The sequence below is a fragment of the Streptomyces sp. NPDC037013 genome, from assembly GCF_055607265.1.
The window spans coordinates 143,975-160,231 of sequence record NZ_JBVJRV010000001.1; the positions used below are offsets into that span (position 1 = coordinate 143,975).

The 16,257-nt window shown below is 72.7% G+C and carries 21 protein-coding genes; 14 read left to right on the top strand and 7 right to left on the bottom strand.

Features of this window, described 5'->3' with window-relative positions; genetic code table 11:
- Positions 1-2: 2 nt before the first annotated feature.
- From ACZ7DY_RS00625 to ACZ7DY_RS00655, 7 genes are all read left to right on the top strand, one after another.
- Positions 3-242 (top strand): gas vesicle protein GvpG, encoded by a 240-nt coding sequence (locus tag ACZ7DY_RS00625; protein WP_471128139.1) that lies wholly within the window; start codon positions 3-5, stop codon positions 240-242.
- 2 nt (positions 243-244) lie between these two features.
- A complete protein-coding gene (locus tag ACZ7DY_RS00630) occupies positions 245-937 on the top strand; it encodes a DNA primase (protein ID WP_471128142.1) in 693 nt (230 codons plus the stop codon).
- A complete protein-coding gene (locus ACZ7DY_RS00635) occupies positions 930-2,066 on the top strand; it encodes an SRPBCC family protein (RefSeq protein WP_471128145.1) in 1,137 nt (378 codons plus the stop codon). Before ACZ7DY_RS00630 ends, ACZ7DY_RS00635 begins: the two co-directional genes overlap by 8 nt.
- Entirely contained in the window at positions 2,063-2,425 is a 363-nt protein-coding gene (locus ACZ7DY_RS00640; protein WP_471128147.1) for a gas vesicle protein, read from the top strand. The genes ACZ7DY_RS00635 and ACZ7DY_RS00640 overlap by 4 nt, the downstream gene beginning before the upstream one ends.
- Entirely contained in the window at positions 2,406-3,254 is an 849-nt protein-coding gene (locus ACZ7DY_RS00645; protein ID WP_471128150.1) for a GvpL/GvpF family gas vesicle protein, read from the top strand. The genes ACZ7DY_RS00640 and ACZ7DY_RS00645 overlap by 20 nt, the downstream gene beginning before the upstream one ends.
- Complete coding sequence (locus ACZ7DY_RS00650) at positions 3,251-3,439, top strand: gas vesicle protein (RefSeq protein ID WP_471128153.1); 189 nt, start codon at positions 3,251-3,253, stop codon at positions 3,437-3,439. Before ACZ7DY_RS00645 ends, ACZ7DY_RS00650 begins: the two co-directional genes overlap by 4 nt.
- 116 nt (positions 3,440-3,555) lie before the next feature.
- On the top strand, positions 3,556-3,819 hold the full coding sequence (locus ACZ7DY_RS00655; RefSeq protein ID WP_389315558.1) for a gas vesicle protein K: 264 nt from the start codon (positions 3,556-3,558) through the stop codon (positions 3,817-3,819).
- A gap of 28 nt (positions 3,820-3,847) precedes the next feature.
- On the opposite strand, the gene ACZ7DY_RS00660 is transcribed toward ACZ7DY_RS00655, so the two are convergent.
- Together ACZ7DY_RS00660 and ACZ7DY_RS00665 are read right to left on the bottom strand one after the other, a co-directional pair.
- Positions 3,848-4,657: a class I SAM-dependent methyltransferase gene (locus tag ACZ7DY_RS00660; protein ID WP_471128155.1), complete on the bottom strand. Its 810-nt coding sequence runs from the start codon at positions 4,655-4,657 to the stop codon at positions 3,848-3,850.
- Between the two features lie 103 nt (positions 4,658-4,760).
- A complete protein-coding gene (locus tag ACZ7DY_RS00665) occupies positions 4,761-6,308 on the bottom strand; it encodes a phosphatase PAP2 family protein (RefSeq protein ID WP_471128158.1) in 1,548 nt (515 codons plus the stop codon).
- Between the two features lie 139 nt (positions 6,309-6,447).
- Here ACZ7DY_RS00665 and ACZ7DY_RS00670 point away from each other — a divergent pair, with 139 nt between their 5' ends.
- The 4 genes from ACZ7DY_RS00670 (at position 6,448) to ACZ7DY_RS00685 (ending at position 10,117) form a co-directional block, all read left to right on the top strand.
- Complete coding sequence (locus ACZ7DY_RS00670) at positions 6,448-8,067, top strand: ABC-F family ATP-binding cassette domain-containing protein (RefSeq protein ID WP_471128161.1); 1,620 nt, start codon at positions 6,448-6,450, stop codon at positions 8,065-8,067.
- Positions 8,068-8,171: 104 nt separating this feature from the next.
- Positions 8,172-8,411: a DUF6158 family protein gene (locus ACZ7DY_RS00675; RefSeq protein ID WP_471128164.1), complete on the top strand. Its 240-nt coding sequence runs from the start codon at positions 8,172-8,174 to the stop codon at positions 8,409-8,411.
- Positions 8,408-9,058 (top strand): TIGR03086 family metal-binding protein, encoded by a 651-nt coding sequence (locus ACZ7DY_RS00680; protein ID WP_471128167.1) that lies wholly within the window; start codon positions 8,408-8,410, stop codon positions 9,056-9,058. Before ACZ7DY_RS00675 ends, ACZ7DY_RS00680 begins: the two co-directional genes overlap by 4 nt.
- 42 nt (positions 9,059-9,100) lie before the next feature.
- Positions 9,101-10,117 (top strand): Ppx/GppA family phosphatase, encoded by a 1,017-nt coding sequence (locus ACZ7DY_RS00685; RefSeq protein WP_471128170.1) that lies wholly within the window; start codon positions 9,101-9,103, stop codon positions 10,115-10,117.
- Positions 10,118-10,427: 310 nt separating this feature from the next.
- Here the strand turns inward: ACZ7DY_RS00685 and ACZ7DY_RS00690 are convergent, their stop codons facing one another.
- From ACZ7DY_RS00690 to ACZ7DY_RS00705, 4 genes are all read right to left on the bottom strand, one after another.
- Positions 10,428-10,745, bottom strand: coding sequence for an MrpF/PhaF family protein (locus tag ACZ7DY_RS00690; RefSeq protein WP_471128173.1), 318 nt, complete (start codon positions 10,743-10,745; stop codon positions 10,428-10,430).
- Positions 10,742-11,329: a hypothetical protein gene (locus ACZ7DY_RS00695; protein WP_471128175.1), complete on the bottom strand. Its 588-nt coding sequence runs from the start codon at positions 11,327-11,329 to the stop codon at positions 10,742-10,744. Before ACZ7DY_RS00695 ends, ACZ7DY_RS00690 begins: the two co-directional genes overlap by 4 nt.
- 27 nt (positions 11,330-11,356) lie before the next feature.
- Positions 11,357-11,791, bottom strand: coding sequence for a CBS domain-containing protein (locus ACZ7DY_RS00700; protein WP_471128177.1), 435 nt, complete (start codon positions 11,789-11,791; stop codon positions 11,357-11,359).
- 151 nt (positions 11,792-11,942) lie between these two features.
- A complete protein-coding gene (locus tag ACZ7DY_RS00705; protein WP_471128179.1) occupies positions 11,943-12,863 on the bottom strand; it encodes a ScbA/BarX family gamma-butyrolactone biosynthesis protein in 921 nt (306 codons plus the stop codon).
- A 123-nt stretch (positions 12,864-12,986) separates the two neighbouring features.
- Between ACZ7DY_RS00705 and ACZ7DY_RS00710 the strand changes: the two genes are divergently transcribed.
- From ACZ7DY_RS00710 to ACZ7DY_RS00720, 3 genes are read left to right on the top strand one after another with little or no spacing between them, the layout of a single operon-like run.
- Complete coding sequence (locus ACZ7DY_RS00710) at positions 12,987-13,616, top strand: ScbR family autoregulator-binding transcription factor (RefSeq protein WP_471130146.1); 630 nt, start codon at positions 12,987-12,989, stop codon at positions 13,614-13,616.
- Entirely contained in the window at positions 13,613-14,494 is an 882-nt protein-coding gene (locus ACZ7DY_RS00715) for an NAD(P)H-binding protein (protein ID WP_471128181.1), read from the top strand. The genes ACZ7DY_RS00710 and ACZ7DY_RS00715 overlap by 4 nt, the downstream gene beginning before the upstream one ends.
- Positions 14,495-14,541: 47 nt before the next feature.
- Positions 14,542-15,312, top strand: a complete 771-nt coding sequence (locus ACZ7DY_RS00720; RefSeq protein WP_471128183.1) for an SDR family NAD(P)-dependent oxidoreductase — start codon at positions 14,542-14,544, stop codon at positions 15,310-15,312.
- Positions 15,313-15,402: 90 nt separating this feature from the next.
- Here the strand turns inward: ACZ7DY_RS00720 and ACZ7DY_RS00725 are convergent, their stop codons facing one another.
- Positions 15,403-16,032, bottom strand: coding sequence for a TetR family transcriptional regulator (locus ACZ7DY_RS00725; RefSeq protein WP_471128186.1), 630 nt, complete (start codon positions 16,030-16,032; stop codon positions 15,403-15,405).
- Between the last annotated feature and the right edge of the window lie 225 nt (positions 16,033-16,257).

The window sequence follows — 16,257 nt, forward strand, 5'->3', positions numbered from 1 at the left end:
CGATGGGACTGATCGGCGAACTGCTCCTGCTGCCTCTGGCCCCGGCCCGCGGCTCCCTCTGGGTGCTCGGGCAGGTGGTCGACGAGGCGGAGCGGCAGTACTACGACCCCTCGGCGATCCGTCGTGAACTCTCCCGCCTCGAGGAGCTCCTCGAGGCGGGAGAGATCGACGAGGCCGAGTTCGAGCGGTGCGAGGACCAGCTTCTCGACCGACTGCAGCACAGCACAGGACAGGACTTCTGAGAATGAACCGAATGGCAGTGGGCCTCGCCGTGGGCGCGGGATATGTCCTCGGACGTACGAAGAAGGCGAAGTTCGCGTTCGCCGTCGGCACCATGGTGGCCGGCAAGCGGCTCAACCTGAGCCCCAAGGCGCTGGGCCAGTTGGTGACACAACAGCTGGAGAACAACCCGCAGTTCAAGGAGATAGGCGATCAGCTGCGCCAGGATCTGCGGGGCGTCGGCAAGGCCGCGACCGGCTCACTCCTCAACCGGCAGCTCGAAGGCCTCGCCGACCGGCTGCACGACCGCACCCTCGACGTCCAGGACCGCATCGCCGGTGTGGTGCCGGACGACGTGAAGGGCGCACAGGACGACGACGCGGACGACGACGCGGAGGACGACCGGGACGCCGAAGAGGGCGGGGACCGGGACGCCGACGCCGGCGCGGAGCGGTCCGGGCGGCGCAGGAAGGCCCCGGCCAAGCGGTCCGAGCCGAAGGCGGACGCGAAGTCCGCCCCCAAGGGGGCCGCGAAGAAGGCCCCGGCGAAGAAGACGGCACAGAAGACCACGCAGAAGACGCAGAAGGGCGCGCAGAAGACGGCCCGGAAGACCGCCCAGAAGAAGACCACGTCGGCGGCGCGCGGCACCGCCCGCAGGGCCGCCTCATCGGCCCGCACCGGCGGTGGCAGGACGAAGGGAGGCAGCGACCATGGCTGAGTCACCCCTGAGCGACATCACGAAGAGCCCGGCCGCCGACCGCCTGAAGGAAGAAGCGCAGGCCTACCTGATGGCCCAGGTCGAGCGCATGCTCATCGGAGTCGGACACCGGCTCGGTGACGCCACCGTCAAGCTGAACGACATCGCGGACGGCAAGAGTCCGGGCTTCGGCAAGCTGGCGGCACAGGCGGGCAGAAAGGTGGCCGAGGGCAAGGGTCCGGTGCGCAGCGCGCTGGAACTCGGCGGCGGCCACCTCAAGGACAAGGTCACCGACGCCGTCAAGGGCTTCGGCGGCGGCGGACGGAAGAAGGGCGGCGCGGGCCAGAAGCCCACCGTCATCCTGGAGTACATCGATGTCGGTGTCCCGGTGCGGGAGGCCTACGACCAGTGGACGCAGTACCAGGAGTTCTCCACCTTCGCCAAGGGCGTCAAGGGCGCCACCGTGGTGAACGACACGGAGTCCGACTGGAAGCTCAAGGTCTTCTGGTCCAACCGGAGCTGGAAGGCGCACACCACCGAACAGGTGCCGGACCAGCGGATCAGCTGGACCTCGGAGGGCGCCAAGGGCATGACCAAGGGCGTCGTCACCTTCCACCCGCTCGGCGAGAACCTCACCCGGGTGCTGCTGGTCATCGAGTACTACCCGAAGGGTCTGTTCGAGAAGACCGGCAACATCTGGCGCGCCCAGGGCCGCAGGGCCCGCCTCGACCTCAAGCACTTCGCCCGGCACATCACCCTGCGCGGCGAGGCGAGCGACGGCTGGCGCGGCGAGATCCGTGACGGCGAGGTCGTCCGCAGCCACGACGACGCGGTCGCCGAGGAGGAGGAGCAGGAGCAGCAGGACGGGTACGACGAGCAGGACCGGCGGGACGAGCCCGGCGCCGAGGCCGGCGAGGAGCCGGACGACGAGCCCGAGGCCGAGTACGACGAGGACGAGGACGGCGAAGAGGTCGAGGAGCGCGAGGACGAGCCGGCCGAGGAGTACGAGGACGAGGACGAGCCCGAGGAAGACCTCGTGGACGAGCCCGAGGACGAGTACGAGTACGAGGACGAGGAAGAGCCCGACGCCGACGAGGAGAAGCAGCGCGAATACGCCGAGTCGGCCGGCGGCGGACGGGACCGTCGATGACGACCTCTTCGGGCAGCGGACTGCCGAGCCCCTACGGCAGCCACAGCGGCGGCGCCAACCTCGCCGACATTCTGGAACGTGTCCTGGACAAGGGCATCGTCATCGCCGGCGACATCAAGATCAACCTGCTCGACATCGAACTGCTCACCATCAAGCTTCGCCTCATCGTCGCCTCCATCGACAAGGCCAAGGAGATGGGCATCGACTGGTGGGAGGACGACCCGGCGCTCTCCACGGGAGCGCGCCGCGCCGAACTCTCCCGGGAGAACGCCGAGCTGAAGCAACGTCTGGCAGAACTGGAGGAACGCACATCTCTGGAGCCGGCCGAAAAGGAGACACATGAACGCCGTGAACGATGAGGGATGCGGCGAAGGACCGCCCAACGACGGCCCGCACCACGACGATCTGCGGTACGTCTACGCGGTCTGCCGCCCCCTCACCGCACCGCTCGCCGCCGACCTCACGGGGGTCGGCGGCGTCCCGCCCCGTCAGCTCGCCCATGCGGGGCTCGTGGCACTGGTCGGCCCGGTGCCGGAGCGGGACTTCGCGGAGGCGCCGCTCCGCGCCCACCTCGAGGACCTCGACTGGCTCGCCGCCACGGCCCGGGCCCACCAGCGGGTGATCGACGCGCTGACCTCCGTCACCTGCCCGCTGCCGCTGCGCCTCGCGACCGTCTTCCGGGACGACAGCGGCGTACGCGCCATGCTGGAGGACGGGGCCGAGCGCTTCCACCGCGTCCTGGAGCGGATCGACGGACGCGTCGAGTGGGGCGTGAAGGTCCACATGGAGAGCACGGAGTCCGTCGAACCCCAGGCTCCCGCCGCGCCCCGGCCGAGTGGGCCCGGCAGCGGCCGCGACTACCTGCGCCGCCGGCGCAGCCAGCGGACCGCCCAGGAGGAGAACTGGCAGCGGGCCGAGGCCTTCGCCCGCCGGCTGCACGAGTCGCTCTCGCAGCGGGCCGACGACAGCAGGCTGCACGCGCCGCAGAACTCCGAGCTGTCCCGCACGCCGGGCCGCAACGTCCTGAACGCCGCCTACCTGGTGCCCCGCGCGGACTCCGAGGAGTTCGTCGAGCTGGTGGACCGCACCAAGGACGAGGACCAGGGGACGAGTGGCCTGCGGGTGGAACTGACGGGGCCCTGGGCCGCGTACTCCTTCACCGGCGACGAAAAGGACGCTCCCGCATGACCGTCGTCGAACGCCGCGAAATAGCCCTGGTCGACCTGCTCGACCGGCTCCTTGCGGGCGGCGTCGTCATCGCGGGCGACATCACCCTGCGGATCGCGGACGTCGATCTCGTGCGCATCGACCTGAACGCACTGATCAGCTCGGTCAACGAGAACGTGCCCGCGCCGTGGCCGGAGACGGAGTGAGCCGCATGAACGCCGACACGCACACGGACACGAACGCGAACACGGACACGAACACGGAGACACCCACGACCGCCCCCGCCAAGGACGGTGCCAGGGCCACGGACCGCCGGGGGCGCATGGACCTCGACCCCGACACCGTCGAGCGGGACCTGGTGAAGCTGGTCCTGACCGTCGTCGAGCTGCTGCGCCAGCTGATGGAGCGCCAGGCGGTACGGCGCTTCGACACCGGCGAGCTGAGCGAGGACCAGGAGGAGCGCATCGGCCTCACGCTGATGCTCCTGGAGGACCGGATGGCCGAACTCCGCAACCGGTACGGGCTGCGCCCCGAGGACCTGAACCTGGACCTCGGGCCGCTCGGCCCCCTGCTCCCCCGGGAGTGAGGCGTCCGGCGCGCAGGGGCCGCGCGGGTCACTTCCGGCAGAGGATCTCCCCGTGCAGGACCGTGAACCAGGCGTCCGCCCGGTCGCCCCACTCCCGCCACGCCTCGGCGGCGGCGCGCAGCCGCTCCGGCTCGGCGTGTCCGCCGCTCACGGCGCGCTCGGCGTAGCTGGAGGCGACCGTGCGGTCCGCCCACAGCCCGCTCCACCAGGCCCGTTCCTCCTCGGAGCTGTAACACCAGGTGCCTGCGGTCGCGGTGATGTCCGTGAACCCGGCCTCCAGGGCCCAGGCCTTGAGGCGGCGGCCCGCGTCGGGCTCGCCGCCGTTGGCGCGGGCCACCCGCAGATACAGCTCCAGCCAGTCGTCCAGGCCGGCTGACGCCGGATACCAGGTCATCGCCGAGTAGTCCGCGTCGCGGACCGCGACGAAGCCCCCCGGCCTGCAGACCCGCCGCATCTCGCGCAGCGCCCGCACCGGGTCGCCCACGTGCTGCAGCACCTGGTGGGCGTGGACGACGGAGAAGGTGTCGTCGGGATAGTCCAGATCGTGGACGTCGGCCACGGCGAACTCCACGTTGTCCAGACCGCGTTCGGCGGCGGTGGCGCGCGCCCGGTCGAGGATGCCGGGGGCCCGGTCCACACCCGTGACCCGCCCTTCGGGGACCAGCGCCGCCAGGTCGGCGGTGATGGTGCCCGGACCGCATCCGATGTCGAGGACCTTCATGTGCGGCTTCAGCGAACCGACCAGGTAGGCGGCCGAGTTGGCGGCGGTGCGCCAGGTGTGCGAGCGCAGCACGGACTCGTGGTGCCCGTGGGTGTAGACGGCGGTCTCCTTCGGCATGGCGGAACCCCTTCGTGTACGTGTACCGGGTGTACGTGTACCGGGAATGTACGCCGCCGTGCCGAATGATGAGACCCGTATATCAGGATGTGGACAACGGGGGTCAACGTATGGGGTTCAGGGGGCGGTAGACCGTCAGCGCCTCCGGCAGCTTGTCGACCGTCAACGTGCCCTGGACGCGCGTCACTTCACCGTCGTAGGCCACGACCGTGTCCTCGCCGAGCCCGTCCACCCGCAGCCGCGGCAGCCGCACGGCCGCCTGGGCGGGGGAGCGGACCTCGGAACCCGTCAGCGCGGCCGCGAGGAGCCGCGCGCCCGGCTTGCGGCCGCCGTGCACGATGCGCACGTCGAGCAGCCCGTCGGCCAGGTCGAGCCGGCGCCCCGGGGTGAAACCCGGCCGGTGGTAGGTGCAGTTGCCCGCGAAGAGCAGCCACAGCGCCCGCTCCCTGCCCCGGAACCGGGCCACCATCGGCCGCTCGTCGGAGCGCAGCACCTTCAGCGCCGCGAGTACCGACGCCGGCTTGCCGCCGATGCGCTTCGACCACTGCTCGCGCAACCGCACCAGCTGCGGGTACACGCCGAGACTGAAGGTGTTGAGGAAGTACTTCTCCACGCTCCGGCCCGTCCCTTCCTCCGAACCCTCACCGGTACAGGCCGTGAAGCGGCCCACGTCGACGGCGACCGCGTCACCCGCCTCCACCGCACCGGACAGGTCACGGGCGTCCTCGACCCCGAGGTCGTACGCGAAGTGGTTGAGCGTGCCGCCGGGCAGTACCGCAAGCGGCAGCCCGTGCTTCAGGGCGACGGTGGCCGCCGCGTTCACGGTGCCGTCGCCGCCGCACACGCCGAGCACCCGCGCGCGGGCCGCCGCCTTCTCCAGCTCGGTGCCGAGACCGGCGGGCTCGGCCACCACGACCTCCGCCTCCGGCAGCACGTCGTGCAGCGCCTTGACCCGCTGGGCGGTGCCCGCGCCCGCGTTGGCGACCAGCACCAGGCCCGCGCCGCCCGGCAGCGACGGCGCCGTCACCCGCGGGCGGCCGGGCGGGGCCAGCTGCGCCCGCGTCGGCACCAGGCCGCGCACCGCGAACGCCGCGCCGGCCCCCAGCGCGCCGCCCACCAGGACGTCGCTCGGGAAGTGCGCGCCGGTGTAGACCCGGGAGACCGCCACCGCGGCGGCGAGCGGCGCCACGGCCGCGCCCCAGGCCCGCGACTCCAGCGCCACACCCGTGGCGAAGGCGACGGCGGACGCGGAGTGGCCGGAGGGGAACGACGTGGTGATCGGCTGCCGCTTGAGCTGCCGGATCAGCGGCACCGCGTCGAGGAGCGGCCGGGCCCTGCGCACCGAGCGCTTGCCCAGCGTGTTGATGGTCGCGGAGGCGAGGGCCAGGGAGGCCACCCCGCGCACGGCGGCCCGCCGGGCCCGCGGCGTACGTGTCGCGGCGATCCCCGCGGCCGTCGCGAACCACAGCACGCCGTGGTTGGCGCTCTGGCTCAGCCCGGGCAGCACCCGGTCCGCGCCGGGCCAGTGCCGCTTGGCGACGGCTTCGAACAGCCGGTTGTCGGCGGCGACCAGGCGGGCCTTGAACGGGTGGTGCCCGGCGGCGGGCCGGGACATGTCGAGGCCGGAGACGTCCGGGGTGTCAGCGTTCATGGCGCCCGCGTACCCCGCGCCCCGTCGTTCAGGCTCCGGCGCACAGAACCCGCAGGTGGGAGCCGTGTAAGGGAGACCTCACCGCCCGGCCGCGGAATCGGTTTGCCCGGGTGGCGGTCGGCCACGGACAATCCCGCACATGGGACATCTGGAAGCCGCACATCTCGAGTACTACTTGCCGGACGGGCGGGCGCTGCTCGGTGATGTCTCCTTCCGGGTCGGCGAGGGCGCGGTCGTCGCCCTCGTCGGGGCGAACGGCGCGGGCAAGACCACGCTGCTCCGGCTGATCGCGGGCGAGCTCCAGCCGCACGGCGGCACCGTCACCGTCAGCGGCGGCCTCGGCGTGATGCCGCAGTTCGTCGGCTCCGTGCGCGACGAGAGCACCGTGCGCGACCTGCTCGTCTCGGTCTCCCACCCGCGGATCAGGGCCGCCGCCGAGGCCGTCGACGCCGCCGAGCACGCCATCATGACGGTGGACGACGAGGCCGCCCAGATGCAGTACGCGCAGGCCCTCTCCGACTGGGCGGAGGTCCAGGGGTACGAGGCCGAGACGCTCTGGGACATCTGCACCACGGCCGCGCTCGGGATCCCCTACGACAAGGCCCAGTTCCGCGAGGTCCGCACGCTCTCCGGCGGTGAGCAGAAGCGCCTCGTCCTGGAGGCCCTGCTGCGCGGCGGCGACGAGGTGCTGCTCCTGGACGAGCCCGACAACTACCTCGACGTGCCCGGCAAGAGGTGGCTGGAGGAGCAGCTCGCCGAGACCCGCAAGACCGTCCTGTTCGTCTCCCACGACCGGGAACTGCTCGCCCGCACCGCCGAGAAGATCGTCAGCGTCGAGCAGAGCCCCGGCGGCGCCGACGCCTGGGTGCACGGCGGCGGCTTCGGCACGTTCCACGAGGCCCGCAAGGAGCGCTTCGCCCGCTTCGAGGAGCTGCGCCGCCGCTGGGACGAGAAGCACGAGCAGCTGAAGAAGCTGGTGCGCACGCTGCGCCAGGCCGCCGACGTCAGCCACGAGATGGCCTCCCGCTACCACGCGGCGCAGACCAGGCTCCGCAAGTTCGAGGAGGCGGGCCCGCCGCCGGAGCCGCCGCGCGAGCAGGACATCACCATGCGCCTGCACGGCGGGCGCACCGGCGTACGGGCCGTGACCTGCGAGCGGCTGGAGCTCACCGGCCTGATGAAACCCTTCGACCTGGAGGTCTTCTACGGCGAGCGGGTCGCCGTCCTCGGCTCGAACGGCTCGGGCAAGTCGCACTTCCTGCGCCTGCTCGCGGGCGAGGACGTCGCGCACACCGGCAGCTGGAAGCTCGGCGCGCGCGTCGTGCCGGGACACTTCGCGCAGACCCACGCGCACCCCGAGCTGATGGGCCGTCCGCTCCTGGACATCCTCTGGCGCGAACACGCCCAGGACCGCGGCGCCGCGATGTCCCGGCTGCGGCGGTACGAGCTGACCAAGCAGGCCGAGCAGAACTTCGAACGGCTCTCCGGCGGCCAGCAGGCCCGCTTCCAGATCCTCCTGCTCGAACTGGCCGGATGCACGGCCCTGCTCCTCGACGAGCCCACCGACAACCTCGACCTGGAGTCCGCCGAGGCGCTGCAGGAAGGCCTGGAGGCCTTCCAGGGCACCGTCGTCGCCGTCACCCACGACCGCTGGTTCGCCCGCTCCTTCGACCGCTACCTGGTCTTCGGCAGCGACGGGCAGGTCCGGGAGACCCCGGAGCCGGTATGGGACGAGCGGCGGGTCGAGCGCGCCCGCTAGACCCGAAGCGCGCGCGGACCGCTCGCGGTGCATCCTGGGTAGTACGGGGCGAGCGGGTACCCGTGGGGGAAGGGAGCGACGCGACAGAGCGATCGGAGCGATCCATGACCGGAGTCGATCCGGGCCGGCTGGACGACCAGCAGCTCATCAAGGAGCTGGAGACGATCCACCGGACCCGCCACAACACCCTGCTGCACGGCTCGGACGAGGCCCTGCGCACCCACGACGAACGCATGGCGCAGCTGGAGGGCGAGTATCTGCGCCGCCACCCGCACAGGTCGGTGGCGGGCGGGCGGACCCGGGCGGGCGCGCGCGAGCGCGAGACGGGGGCCACGCCCTCATGAGCGGCGACGAGACGGATACGGCCCACGGCACGGGCACGGCGGGCGACGCGCGGGCGGCGGGACGGGCCGACGGGGCACGCCCGGCCCTGCTCGACCGGCACGGCGAGGCGCTGGACCTCTTCGCCGACCGAGTGCACGCCATCCGCGCGGACCAGTGGGACGAGCCCACGCCGTGCACCGAGTGGACCGTGCGCGACCTGGTCGGGCACCTCACGGCCGAGCAGCTGTGGGTGCCGGCCCTGGTCCGTGACGGCGCCACCGTCGACTCCGTCGGCGACGCCTTCGACGGCGACGTGCTCGGCCCCGACCCGGTCGCGTCCTGGGACACCGCGGCCGCCGCGTCCCGTGCCGCCTTCCAGGAGCCCGGCGCCCTCGACCACACCGTCCACCTCTCCTTCGGCGACACCTCCGCCGCCTTCTACTGCGGCCAGATGATCACCGACCTCGTCGTGCACGCCTGGGACCTCTCCCGCGCGATCGGCGCCGACGAGGGCCTCCCCCGTGACCTCGTCGACTTCGCCGTACGTGAAGTCTCGCCGTACGCCGCCGAGTTGGCGAAGAGCGGCCTTTTCGCCCCCTCGGTGGAACCGCCCACGGGGGCCGATGCCCAGACGAGACTCCTGAGCCTCCTGGGACGCCGGGTGTGACACCGACGGCTTGCTCCCGCGCACTGAGGGAACCTTGTGTGCATGAGAGTTGGCGTGATTGATGTGGGATCGAACACGGTACGGCTGGTCGTCGCGGACGCCGACGGCCAGGTGCCGCTGCCCGTGCACACGGCGAAACGGCGGCTGCGGCTGGCCGAGCACGTGGACGCGGACGGGCGGCTCGGCGACGAACCGGTGCGGACACTGGTCGACGCGGTGCGCGACGTACAGGAGGAAGCGAGACGGTGGGGCGTGGCGGAGCCGTTCGCCTTCGCGACGTCGATCGTGCGCGACGCGCCGAACCGGACCGAGGTGCTCCGGGCGGTGGAGTCGGGGGCGGGGGTCCGGCTGCGCACCCTCTCCGGTGAGGCGGAAGCGGAGCTGACCTTCCTCGCCGCCCGGCGCTGGATGGGCTGGCGCGCGGGCCCGCTGGTGCTCTTCGACATCGGCGGGGGCTCCTTCGAGGTGGCCTTCGGCCGCAGCCGGCTGCCCGACTACGCGGCCTCGCTGCCCCTGGGCGCGCGCCGCCTGACGCGCGAGCTCTTCGACGGCCAGGACCCGCCCCGCGAGCAGGATCTCAAGGCCGTACGCCGCCAAGTGCGCCACCAGCTGCGGGACGTGGCCGCCCGGATCCGCTGGGAGATGCCGCACACCGCCGTCGCCACCTCCCGCACGTTCCAGCAGCTCGCCCGGTTGTGCGGCGCGGCACCCGGCCGCTACGGCCCGTTCGTCGAGCGGCAGTTGGACCGCCGCGCCCTCGGCGAGGCGCTGAAGGAGCTGGCCCGGCTCCCCGCCGACCGGCGCGCCCAGCTGCCGGGGATCTCGGCGGCGCGCGCCGGGCAGTCCGTGGCCGGCGCGGTGGTCGCCCACACCGCCATGAAGCTGACCGGGACCGAGACGGTGACCGTCTGCCCGTGGGCCCTGCGCGAGGGGATCCTGCTGCGCTACATCGAGGACGGCGACGCCGACTGGTGGGCGAGCCAGGACGCGGAGACCGCCGAGGGCGCCCTCGCCGGCCCGGCGTCCCTGCGGCTGACCGCCACACCCTGCACCACCTGACCGCCCGCCTCAGCGCAGGGCGAGGACGAGGGCCAGTGTGAGGGCGGTCAGGCCGGCCGCCAGCCAGCTGACGTAGTCGCCGGGCCGGCCCGAGTGCAGGCGCGGCTGGCCGCCGCACGTGCGCCACGTGACCGCCTGCCTCAGCGCAGGGCGAGGACGAGGGTCAGGGTGAGGGCGGCCAGGCCGGCCGCCAGCCAGCTGACGTAGTCGCCGGGCTGGCCCGAGTGCAGGCGCAGTTGGCCGTTACGCCCTGCACCACCTGACCGCCTGCCTCAGCGCAGGGCCACGACGAGGGTCGGCGTGAGGGCGGTCAGGCCGGCCGCCAGCCAGCTGACGTAGTCGCCGGGCTGGCCCGAGTGCAGGCGCGGCAGGGGACGGACGAGGCGGTGCGGGAACAGCCCCGGGCGGGCACCCCGACCAGGCCGAGCACGGCGGTGACCAGGGCGACGTCGCGGTACGAGGAGCGGTCGAAGCCCTGGGCCAGGGCGAGGAAGAGGGCGGGCGCGAACGTGGAGGCGAGGGCGAGCCCCACCAGGCGTTCGGTCGCGGGCCCCCGGCAGGCGACCCACAGCGCGGGACCGAGCCCGTCGACGAGCAGGACGAGCGCGGCGCCCAGCCAGCCGTTCACGGCGCCCCGCCCCCGGGGTGTGCGGGTGGACCGGTGGGGGAGTGCGCGGGCTTGCCGTCCGCTCCCGCCGACAGGGTCCGCTCCATCCGCGAGGGGTTCCCGTCCAGCGCGCGCACCCGCAGCCCGTCGTCGTCGGCGTCCAGCACATATGTTCCCGGTGTCGACGACAGCAGGGTGGCGGCCCAGGCGGGACCGACGCCGGGACCGAGCCGCACCGTCCGGAACCCGCCGCCCGGCGGCCGCCCCCGCAGCGCCCGCGCCATGGCCCGGCAAGGTCCGGCCGTCTCCGCGGCGCAGGTGACGGGCCAGGCCCACAGGGCGCCCAGGCACCGCACGAGGCCGTCGGCGCGCACCCCGGCCGCCCGCCGCACGGCCCGCGCGCCCACCGCGCCGAACACGGCGATGGCCGCGCCGACGACGAGTTCGAGCGGGGAGAGGGTGCTGACGAAGACCGCGTAGAGGGCGAGCAACAGCACGGTCCAGAGCAGCACTTCACGGGAGAACAACCGCGACACCTCGGTTCCGGTCCGCTCCGTCGTCCAGCCTTTGTACGGCTCTTCGCCGTGCGGGCGGGGCAACGACACGGCGCACCCCGGGCCCGCGGACCGGCCTCAGGGCGTGCCGGGCCCCGCGTCCGGGGCGGCGCGGCTGATGTCCGCGAGCGCCGACGACGGGTCCTGGGACAGCGCGAGATCGCCGAGGCTCACCATGCCGACCGGGTGGCCGTCCTCGACCACCGGCAGCCGGCGCACCGCGTGGTCGCGCATCAGGCCGACCGCGTCGGCCACCGCGTCGTCGGGGGCCACCACCACGGGGTTCGGCGTGCAGACGGCCTGCGCGCTGACCGTCAGCGGATCCGCGCCGTCGGCGACGGCGCGCAGCGCGATGTCCCGGTCGGTGAGCACACCCAGGACCCGGCCGTCCTTGGCGACCAGCACGTCGCCGATGTCCTGGGCGCGCATCAGCTGCGCCGCTTCGACGAGGGAGGCGTCGGGGCGTACCGCCACGACGCCGGGCGTCATGACGTCCCTTACGAATTCAGCCATGGCTGAGGCCCTTCCTGCATACGTTCGTCGTACGTTCCTCGTGATGACTTCGCGCAGTACCCCTGTGTCAACGGCCCATGCCTGGCGGGGCCATGGAGGTTTGCCCCGCCGGGCCAGGATCCCAGCGTGTGAGCCGGCGGTCCGGCGGCCGTCAGGCCGTCGGCGCGCTCCTCAGCGTCACCGTGGTGGTGAAGACGGGAAGGTCGGACTGGTGGCCGCTGACCGCGAGGGACACGTGGTGCTCGTCGGGGCGGGGGAGGAGCTCCGTCGTGATCAGGCAGGGCCGGTCGAACTCCACGTACCGGAAGAAGGACGTGTCGAAGGCGACCGGGACCGCCGTGTGCCCCGTCGCCGCCTGCGCCGCCTGGGCCGCGGCCTCAAGCAGCACCATGCCGGGGACGTGGTCGTGCGGGTGGTCGAAGAGCACGGTGTGCGAGGTGTCCACGCGGAGCTGGAAGGTGCCCGGCTCGGTCGTGGGCGAGAGGACCACGTTGCGCGGGTCGGTGCGGCCGACGTGGGAGGCCGGCACCGGGGGCGTGAGCGGGATCGCCCGGGCGAAGGCGCTCTTGGCGTCCGCGTAGGTGCCGCGCAGACGGTCGTAGAAGGCCGGGGGGTGGGTGGTGTACTCCAGCGAGGCCGTGCCCAGCGGCCTGCCCCCGCGGCTGGCCTCCACCTGCGAGGCGAGCTGGACCGAGCCCAGCCGCCGGCGCTTGACCCGGGTGTGAACGATGGTGAGTTCGACCTCGGCGGGGCCCGCGTCCGTGCCCAGCGCATCGGGGTCGACGGTGGACCGGATGTGCTCCCAGCCCAGGCGGTGGTCGAGGGGGATGTCGTGTGCGGCGTGCGTGAGCAGGGCGAGTGCCTGGCGCAGCGTCTCCGTGACGAGCAGCGGGCTGTAGGCGGCGCCCTCGGTGTAGAAGCTGTGCTGCCGCGGCCAGCGCGCGGTGACGATCTGGCACTCTTCGGAGACCGGCCGCCAGTCGGTGACGAGGGCTTCGTCCTGGATGGACTTGCGCACCAGCTTCTTGGTGGTGGTCGAATCGGTCGCCGAAGTGGTGACGGTGAGTGCCATGACGAGTTCTCTCCCCTGAAACTGCGTGCTGAACTTGGGCATGAGGAGGTACTGCGTCTCCCCCCGCCTGCAGTAAGATAAAGAATAGTATTTTTCTTGTCGAAGCTGATCAGCGGGGTGCACATGGCGGTGCGAGCGGTGAAGCAGGAGAGGGCTGCGCGGACGCGGGCCGCCCTCACTCTGGCGGCGGCCGAGGTGTTCGGTGAGTACGGCTTCGCCGGCGCCAGCGTCGCGCGGATCGCGGACCGGGCGGGGCTGACGCTCGGGGCGGTGTACTTCCACTTCAAGTCCAAGGAGGAGCTGGCCCGCGAGATCGTCAAGGCGCAGCCCGATCTCGTGGTGCCGCCGCAGGAATCGCACGGCCTGCAGCACGCCATCGACACCACGCTGACCTGGGCGTACCAACTCCTCGAGGATCCCGTCCTGCAGGCCGGCGCCCGCCTGGTGATGGACCAGGAGCACTTCGTGCCCAAGAGCGAGAACTCCCATCAGCAGTGGATGGGCATCCTCCTGCGGGACTTCCAGGAGGCCCAGCGGCGGCGGGAGTTGAGGGCCGGCGTTGACGTGGAGGCGTATGCCCGCCTCGTCGTCAACGCGTGTACGGGAGCGCAGATGCACGCGCAGCTGGAGACCTCCCGGAGCGACCTGCCCCAGCGGGTCGAGGAAGCCTGGCACTGCCTGCTGCCCGCGATCGCGGCACCCGGCACGGTCAAGAAGATGCAGTTCGGCAAGGAACGGGGAGTGGCGTCGTGAAGCAGTGGTCCGGGCCGGAGGAAGGCCCGAAGGTCGTGGTGACGGGTGCCACGGGTGCGGTCGGGCGGCATGTCGCCCGCATCCTGGGCGAGCGCGGCGTCGCCGCGCGGCTGGTGGTGCGGGACGCGGAGAAGGCCGCGCGCATGGAGCTGCCGGGTGAGATCGTCACGGGCGACTACCAGGACCTCGCACGTCTCGAGGAGGCGTTCGCGGGGGCCGACGCGGTCTTCGTGGTGACCGCCAACCCGCTGCGGCCCAAGGACGACGGGAACATCCTGGCGGCCGCCCGCTCGCAGGGCGTACGGCGGGCGGTGAAGATCTCCTGGACGGCCGTGACGGACCCCGGCGCCGACGACCTGATCGCGCGCTGGAACCGCGAAAGCGAGGCCCTGCTGCGCGACTCCGGGCTCGACTGGACGGTCCTGCGCATGCGTTCGCCGATGAGCAACACGCTGTCCTGGGCCTCCTCGATCCGCGAGGAGTCGGTCGTCAGGAGCCCCGGCGGCGACGCCCGTACGGCGTGTGTCGACCCGCGCGACGTCGCCGAGGTGGCCGTGCGCGCGCTCACCGAACCCGGCCACGAGGCGCGGGCGTACGCGCTGACGGGGCCGCACCCCCTGACGCCGAGGGAGCAGACCGAGCAGCTGGCCGAGGCCCTGCAACGCCCGCTCAGATTCGAGGAGCTGACGCTGGATCAGGCGCTCGCGCGGTGGCGTGAGCGGCTGCCCGAGCCCCTCGCCCAGGCCCTCGCGCAAGCGGCCGAACGCCGCTCCGCCGACGCCTCGGCCGGCACCGAAGGTGACCTGGAGAGGCTCCTGGGGCGGCCGGCCACCACCTATCGGACGTGGGCCACCGATCACGTCCCGTACTTCACGTGACGCGCGTGGCCGGCGGCCACGCGCGCACCCGGCACAGGAGAAACACCTTGGACACGACCCACCGGCCGCTGCGGGACAAGACCGTGATGGTCACGGGAGCCTCCAGCGGCATCGGCGCCGCGGCGGCGCGGCTCTTCGCCGAACAGGGCGCGGCGGTGGGGCTGATGGCCCGCCGCGAGGACAAGCTGCGCGAACTCGCCGACGAGATAGCGGCGGCGGGCGGCCGGGCCGTGGTGACGGCCGGGGACGTGACCGACCCGAAGGACGTCGAGCGGGCGGTCACCGCGCTGGTCGACGCATGCGGGCGGCTCGACGGGGCGTTCAACAACGCCGGCTGGGGCTCCATCGGTACGCCGATCCACGAGACGGACGACGCGGTGTTCCGGCAGATCATGGACGTCAACGTGCTGGGCGTGTGGAACTGCCTGAAGCAGCAGATCCCGGTGATGAAGCGGCAGGGGAGCGGGTCGATCGTCAACACCTGCAGTACCGCGGGCTCGTACGCGACCGGGGCCATCGCCCCCTATGTGGCAGCCAAACACGCGGTGCTCGGGCTGACGAAGGCCGCCGCGGCCGAGTACGGCGCGCACGGCGTGCGGGTCAACGCCCTGATGGTGGGCGCCACCCGCACCGAGCTGATGGAGACCGCCATGGAGCAGGTGCCGCAGCTGGAGCAGGCGGCGGTGGCCCGGGCCATCCAGCGGCGACTCGCCGACCCGGTGGAGGTGGCCCGCGCGGCGGCCTGGCTCTGCGGCGACGAGGCGTCGTTCATCACCGGGGCCGGGGTGCCCGTCGACGGGGGATGCAGCGCCGTGTGACGTGGGGCCGTGTGACGCGCGGCCGGGCACGGAGGCGGGGCGGCCCCGGTGCGCTGGTGTTGTCCTCGTCCGGGGTCGCGTCCTCCTCGTTCAAGGTTCGCCCGCGCTGAGCGCGGCGATCGCCGCCTCGCCGCCCGCCTCCCGCCCCGGCTCCACCCCGGGCAGGGCCTGCCGCCAGATGCGGGCGAGCATGGTGACGTTGCTGCCCGGCGCGTCGGGACAGCAGCGGTGACAGAGGGTCGCCTCCACCCCGCAGACCAGGTGCACGGCCATGTCCGTGATCGCGGTCCGGTCCACGCCGGGCAGGCTGTCGGCCGGTGCCTCCCCCAGCCGCGCGCCGATCACCGGCGCCCACAGGCACTGCCAGGCGGGCTGCCCCTCGGAGCCCTCCCGGGCCAGGCGCGCGGCGGCCCGTACCGAAGGGTCGCGCTCCAGCAGGTCCACGAGGGCGAGCGTCAGGGACACCACGTACTGCAAGGGGGGTTCCTGACGCGCGGCGACGCGGTCGATCAGTGCGCGGGTGGCGGCTTCGCCGTCCTCCCTGACGGCGGCCGCCAGCTCTCCCTTCGAGGCGAAGTGGAAGGTCAGCGCGCCCATCGAGATCTCCGCCGCCCGGGCTATCCGGGCGAGCGACGAACCGGAGTACCCGAGGCGGTCGAACTCGCCGGCGGCCGCTCTCAACAGTGCGCGGCGGGTGCGGCCCGCTCTCTCCTGCTTCACTGTGACCCTTCCTGGAAGGTGTTCTCGTCCTGCCTGTGCCGGCCCTGAACGGGGAGGCGAAAACATAGAAACCACTATTATTCTAGCGTGGTGGCAGGGGGGATCCAAGCGGGGGTGCGCGCTCACGCCGGCGGGGGGGGGGGGGAGGTCGAGGGTGGGGTCGGACAAAGGGGGTGGTTGTGGTGGGGAGTGGGGGGGTAGGTGGGGGCACAAACTTCCGGCCAA

Coding starts and splice junctions, on each gene's coding strand:
- ACZ7DY_RS00625 (WP_471128139.1), top strand. CDS start 3: ATGGGACTGATCGGCGAACTGCTCCTGCTGCCTCTGGCCCCGGCCCGC.
- ACZ7DY_RS00630 (WP_471128142.1), top strand. CDS start 245: ATGAACCGAATGGCAGTGGGCCTCGCCGTGGGCGCGGGATATGTCCTC.
- ACZ7DY_RS00635 (WP_471128145.1), top strand. CDS start 930: ATGGCTGAGTCACCCCTGAGCGACATCACGAAGAGCCCGGCCGCCGAC.
- ACZ7DY_RS00640 (WP_471128147.1), top strand. CDS start 2,063: ATGACGACCTCTTCGGGCAGCGGACTGCCGAGCCCCTACGGCAGCCAC.
- ACZ7DY_RS00645 (WP_471128150.1), top strand. CDS start 2,406: ATGAACGCCGTGAACGATGAGGGATGCGGCGAAGGACCGCCCAACGAC.
- ACZ7DY_RS00650 (WP_471128153.1), top strand. CDS start 3,251: ATGACCGTCGTCGAACGCCGCGAAATAGCCCTGGTCGACCTGCTCGAC.
- ACZ7DY_RS00655 (WP_389315558.1), top strand. CDS start 3,556: ATGGACCTCGACCCCGACACCGTCGAGCGGGACCTGGTGAAGCTGGTC.
- ACZ7DY_RS00660 (WP_471128155.1), bottom strand. CDS start 4,657: ATGCCGAAGGAGACCGCCGTCTACACCCACGGGCACCACGAGTCCGTG.
- ACZ7DY_RS00665 (WP_471128158.1), bottom strand. CDS start 6,308: ATGAACGCTGACACCCCGGACGTCTCCGGCCTCGACATGTCCCGGCCC.
- ACZ7DY_RS00670 (WP_471128161.1), top strand. CDS start 6,448: ATGGGACATCTGGAAGCCGCACATCTCGAGTACTACTTGCCGGACGGG.
- ACZ7DY_RS00675 (WP_471128164.1), top strand. CDS start 8,172: ATGACCGGAGTCGATCCGGGCCGGCTGGACGACCAGCAGCTCATCAAG.
- ACZ7DY_RS00680 (WP_471128167.1), top strand. CDS start 8,408: ATGAGCGGCGACGAGACGGATACGGCCCACGGCACGGGCACGGCGGGC.
- ACZ7DY_RS00685 (WP_471128170.1), top strand. CDS start 9,101: ATGAGAGTTGGCGTGATTGATGTGGGATCGAACACGGTACGGCTGGTC.
- ACZ7DY_RS00700 (WP_471128177.1), bottom strand. CDS start 11,791: ATGGCTGAATTCGTAAGGGACGTCATGACGCCCGGCGTCGTGGCGGTA.
- ACZ7DY_RS00705 (WP_471128179.1), bottom strand. CDS start 12,863: ATGGCACTCACCGTCACCACTTCGGCGACCGATTCGACCACCACCAAG.
- ACZ7DY_RS00710 (WP_471130146.1), top strand. CDS start 12,987: ATGGCGGTGCGAGCGGTGAAGCAGGAGAGGGCTGCGCGGACGCGGGCC.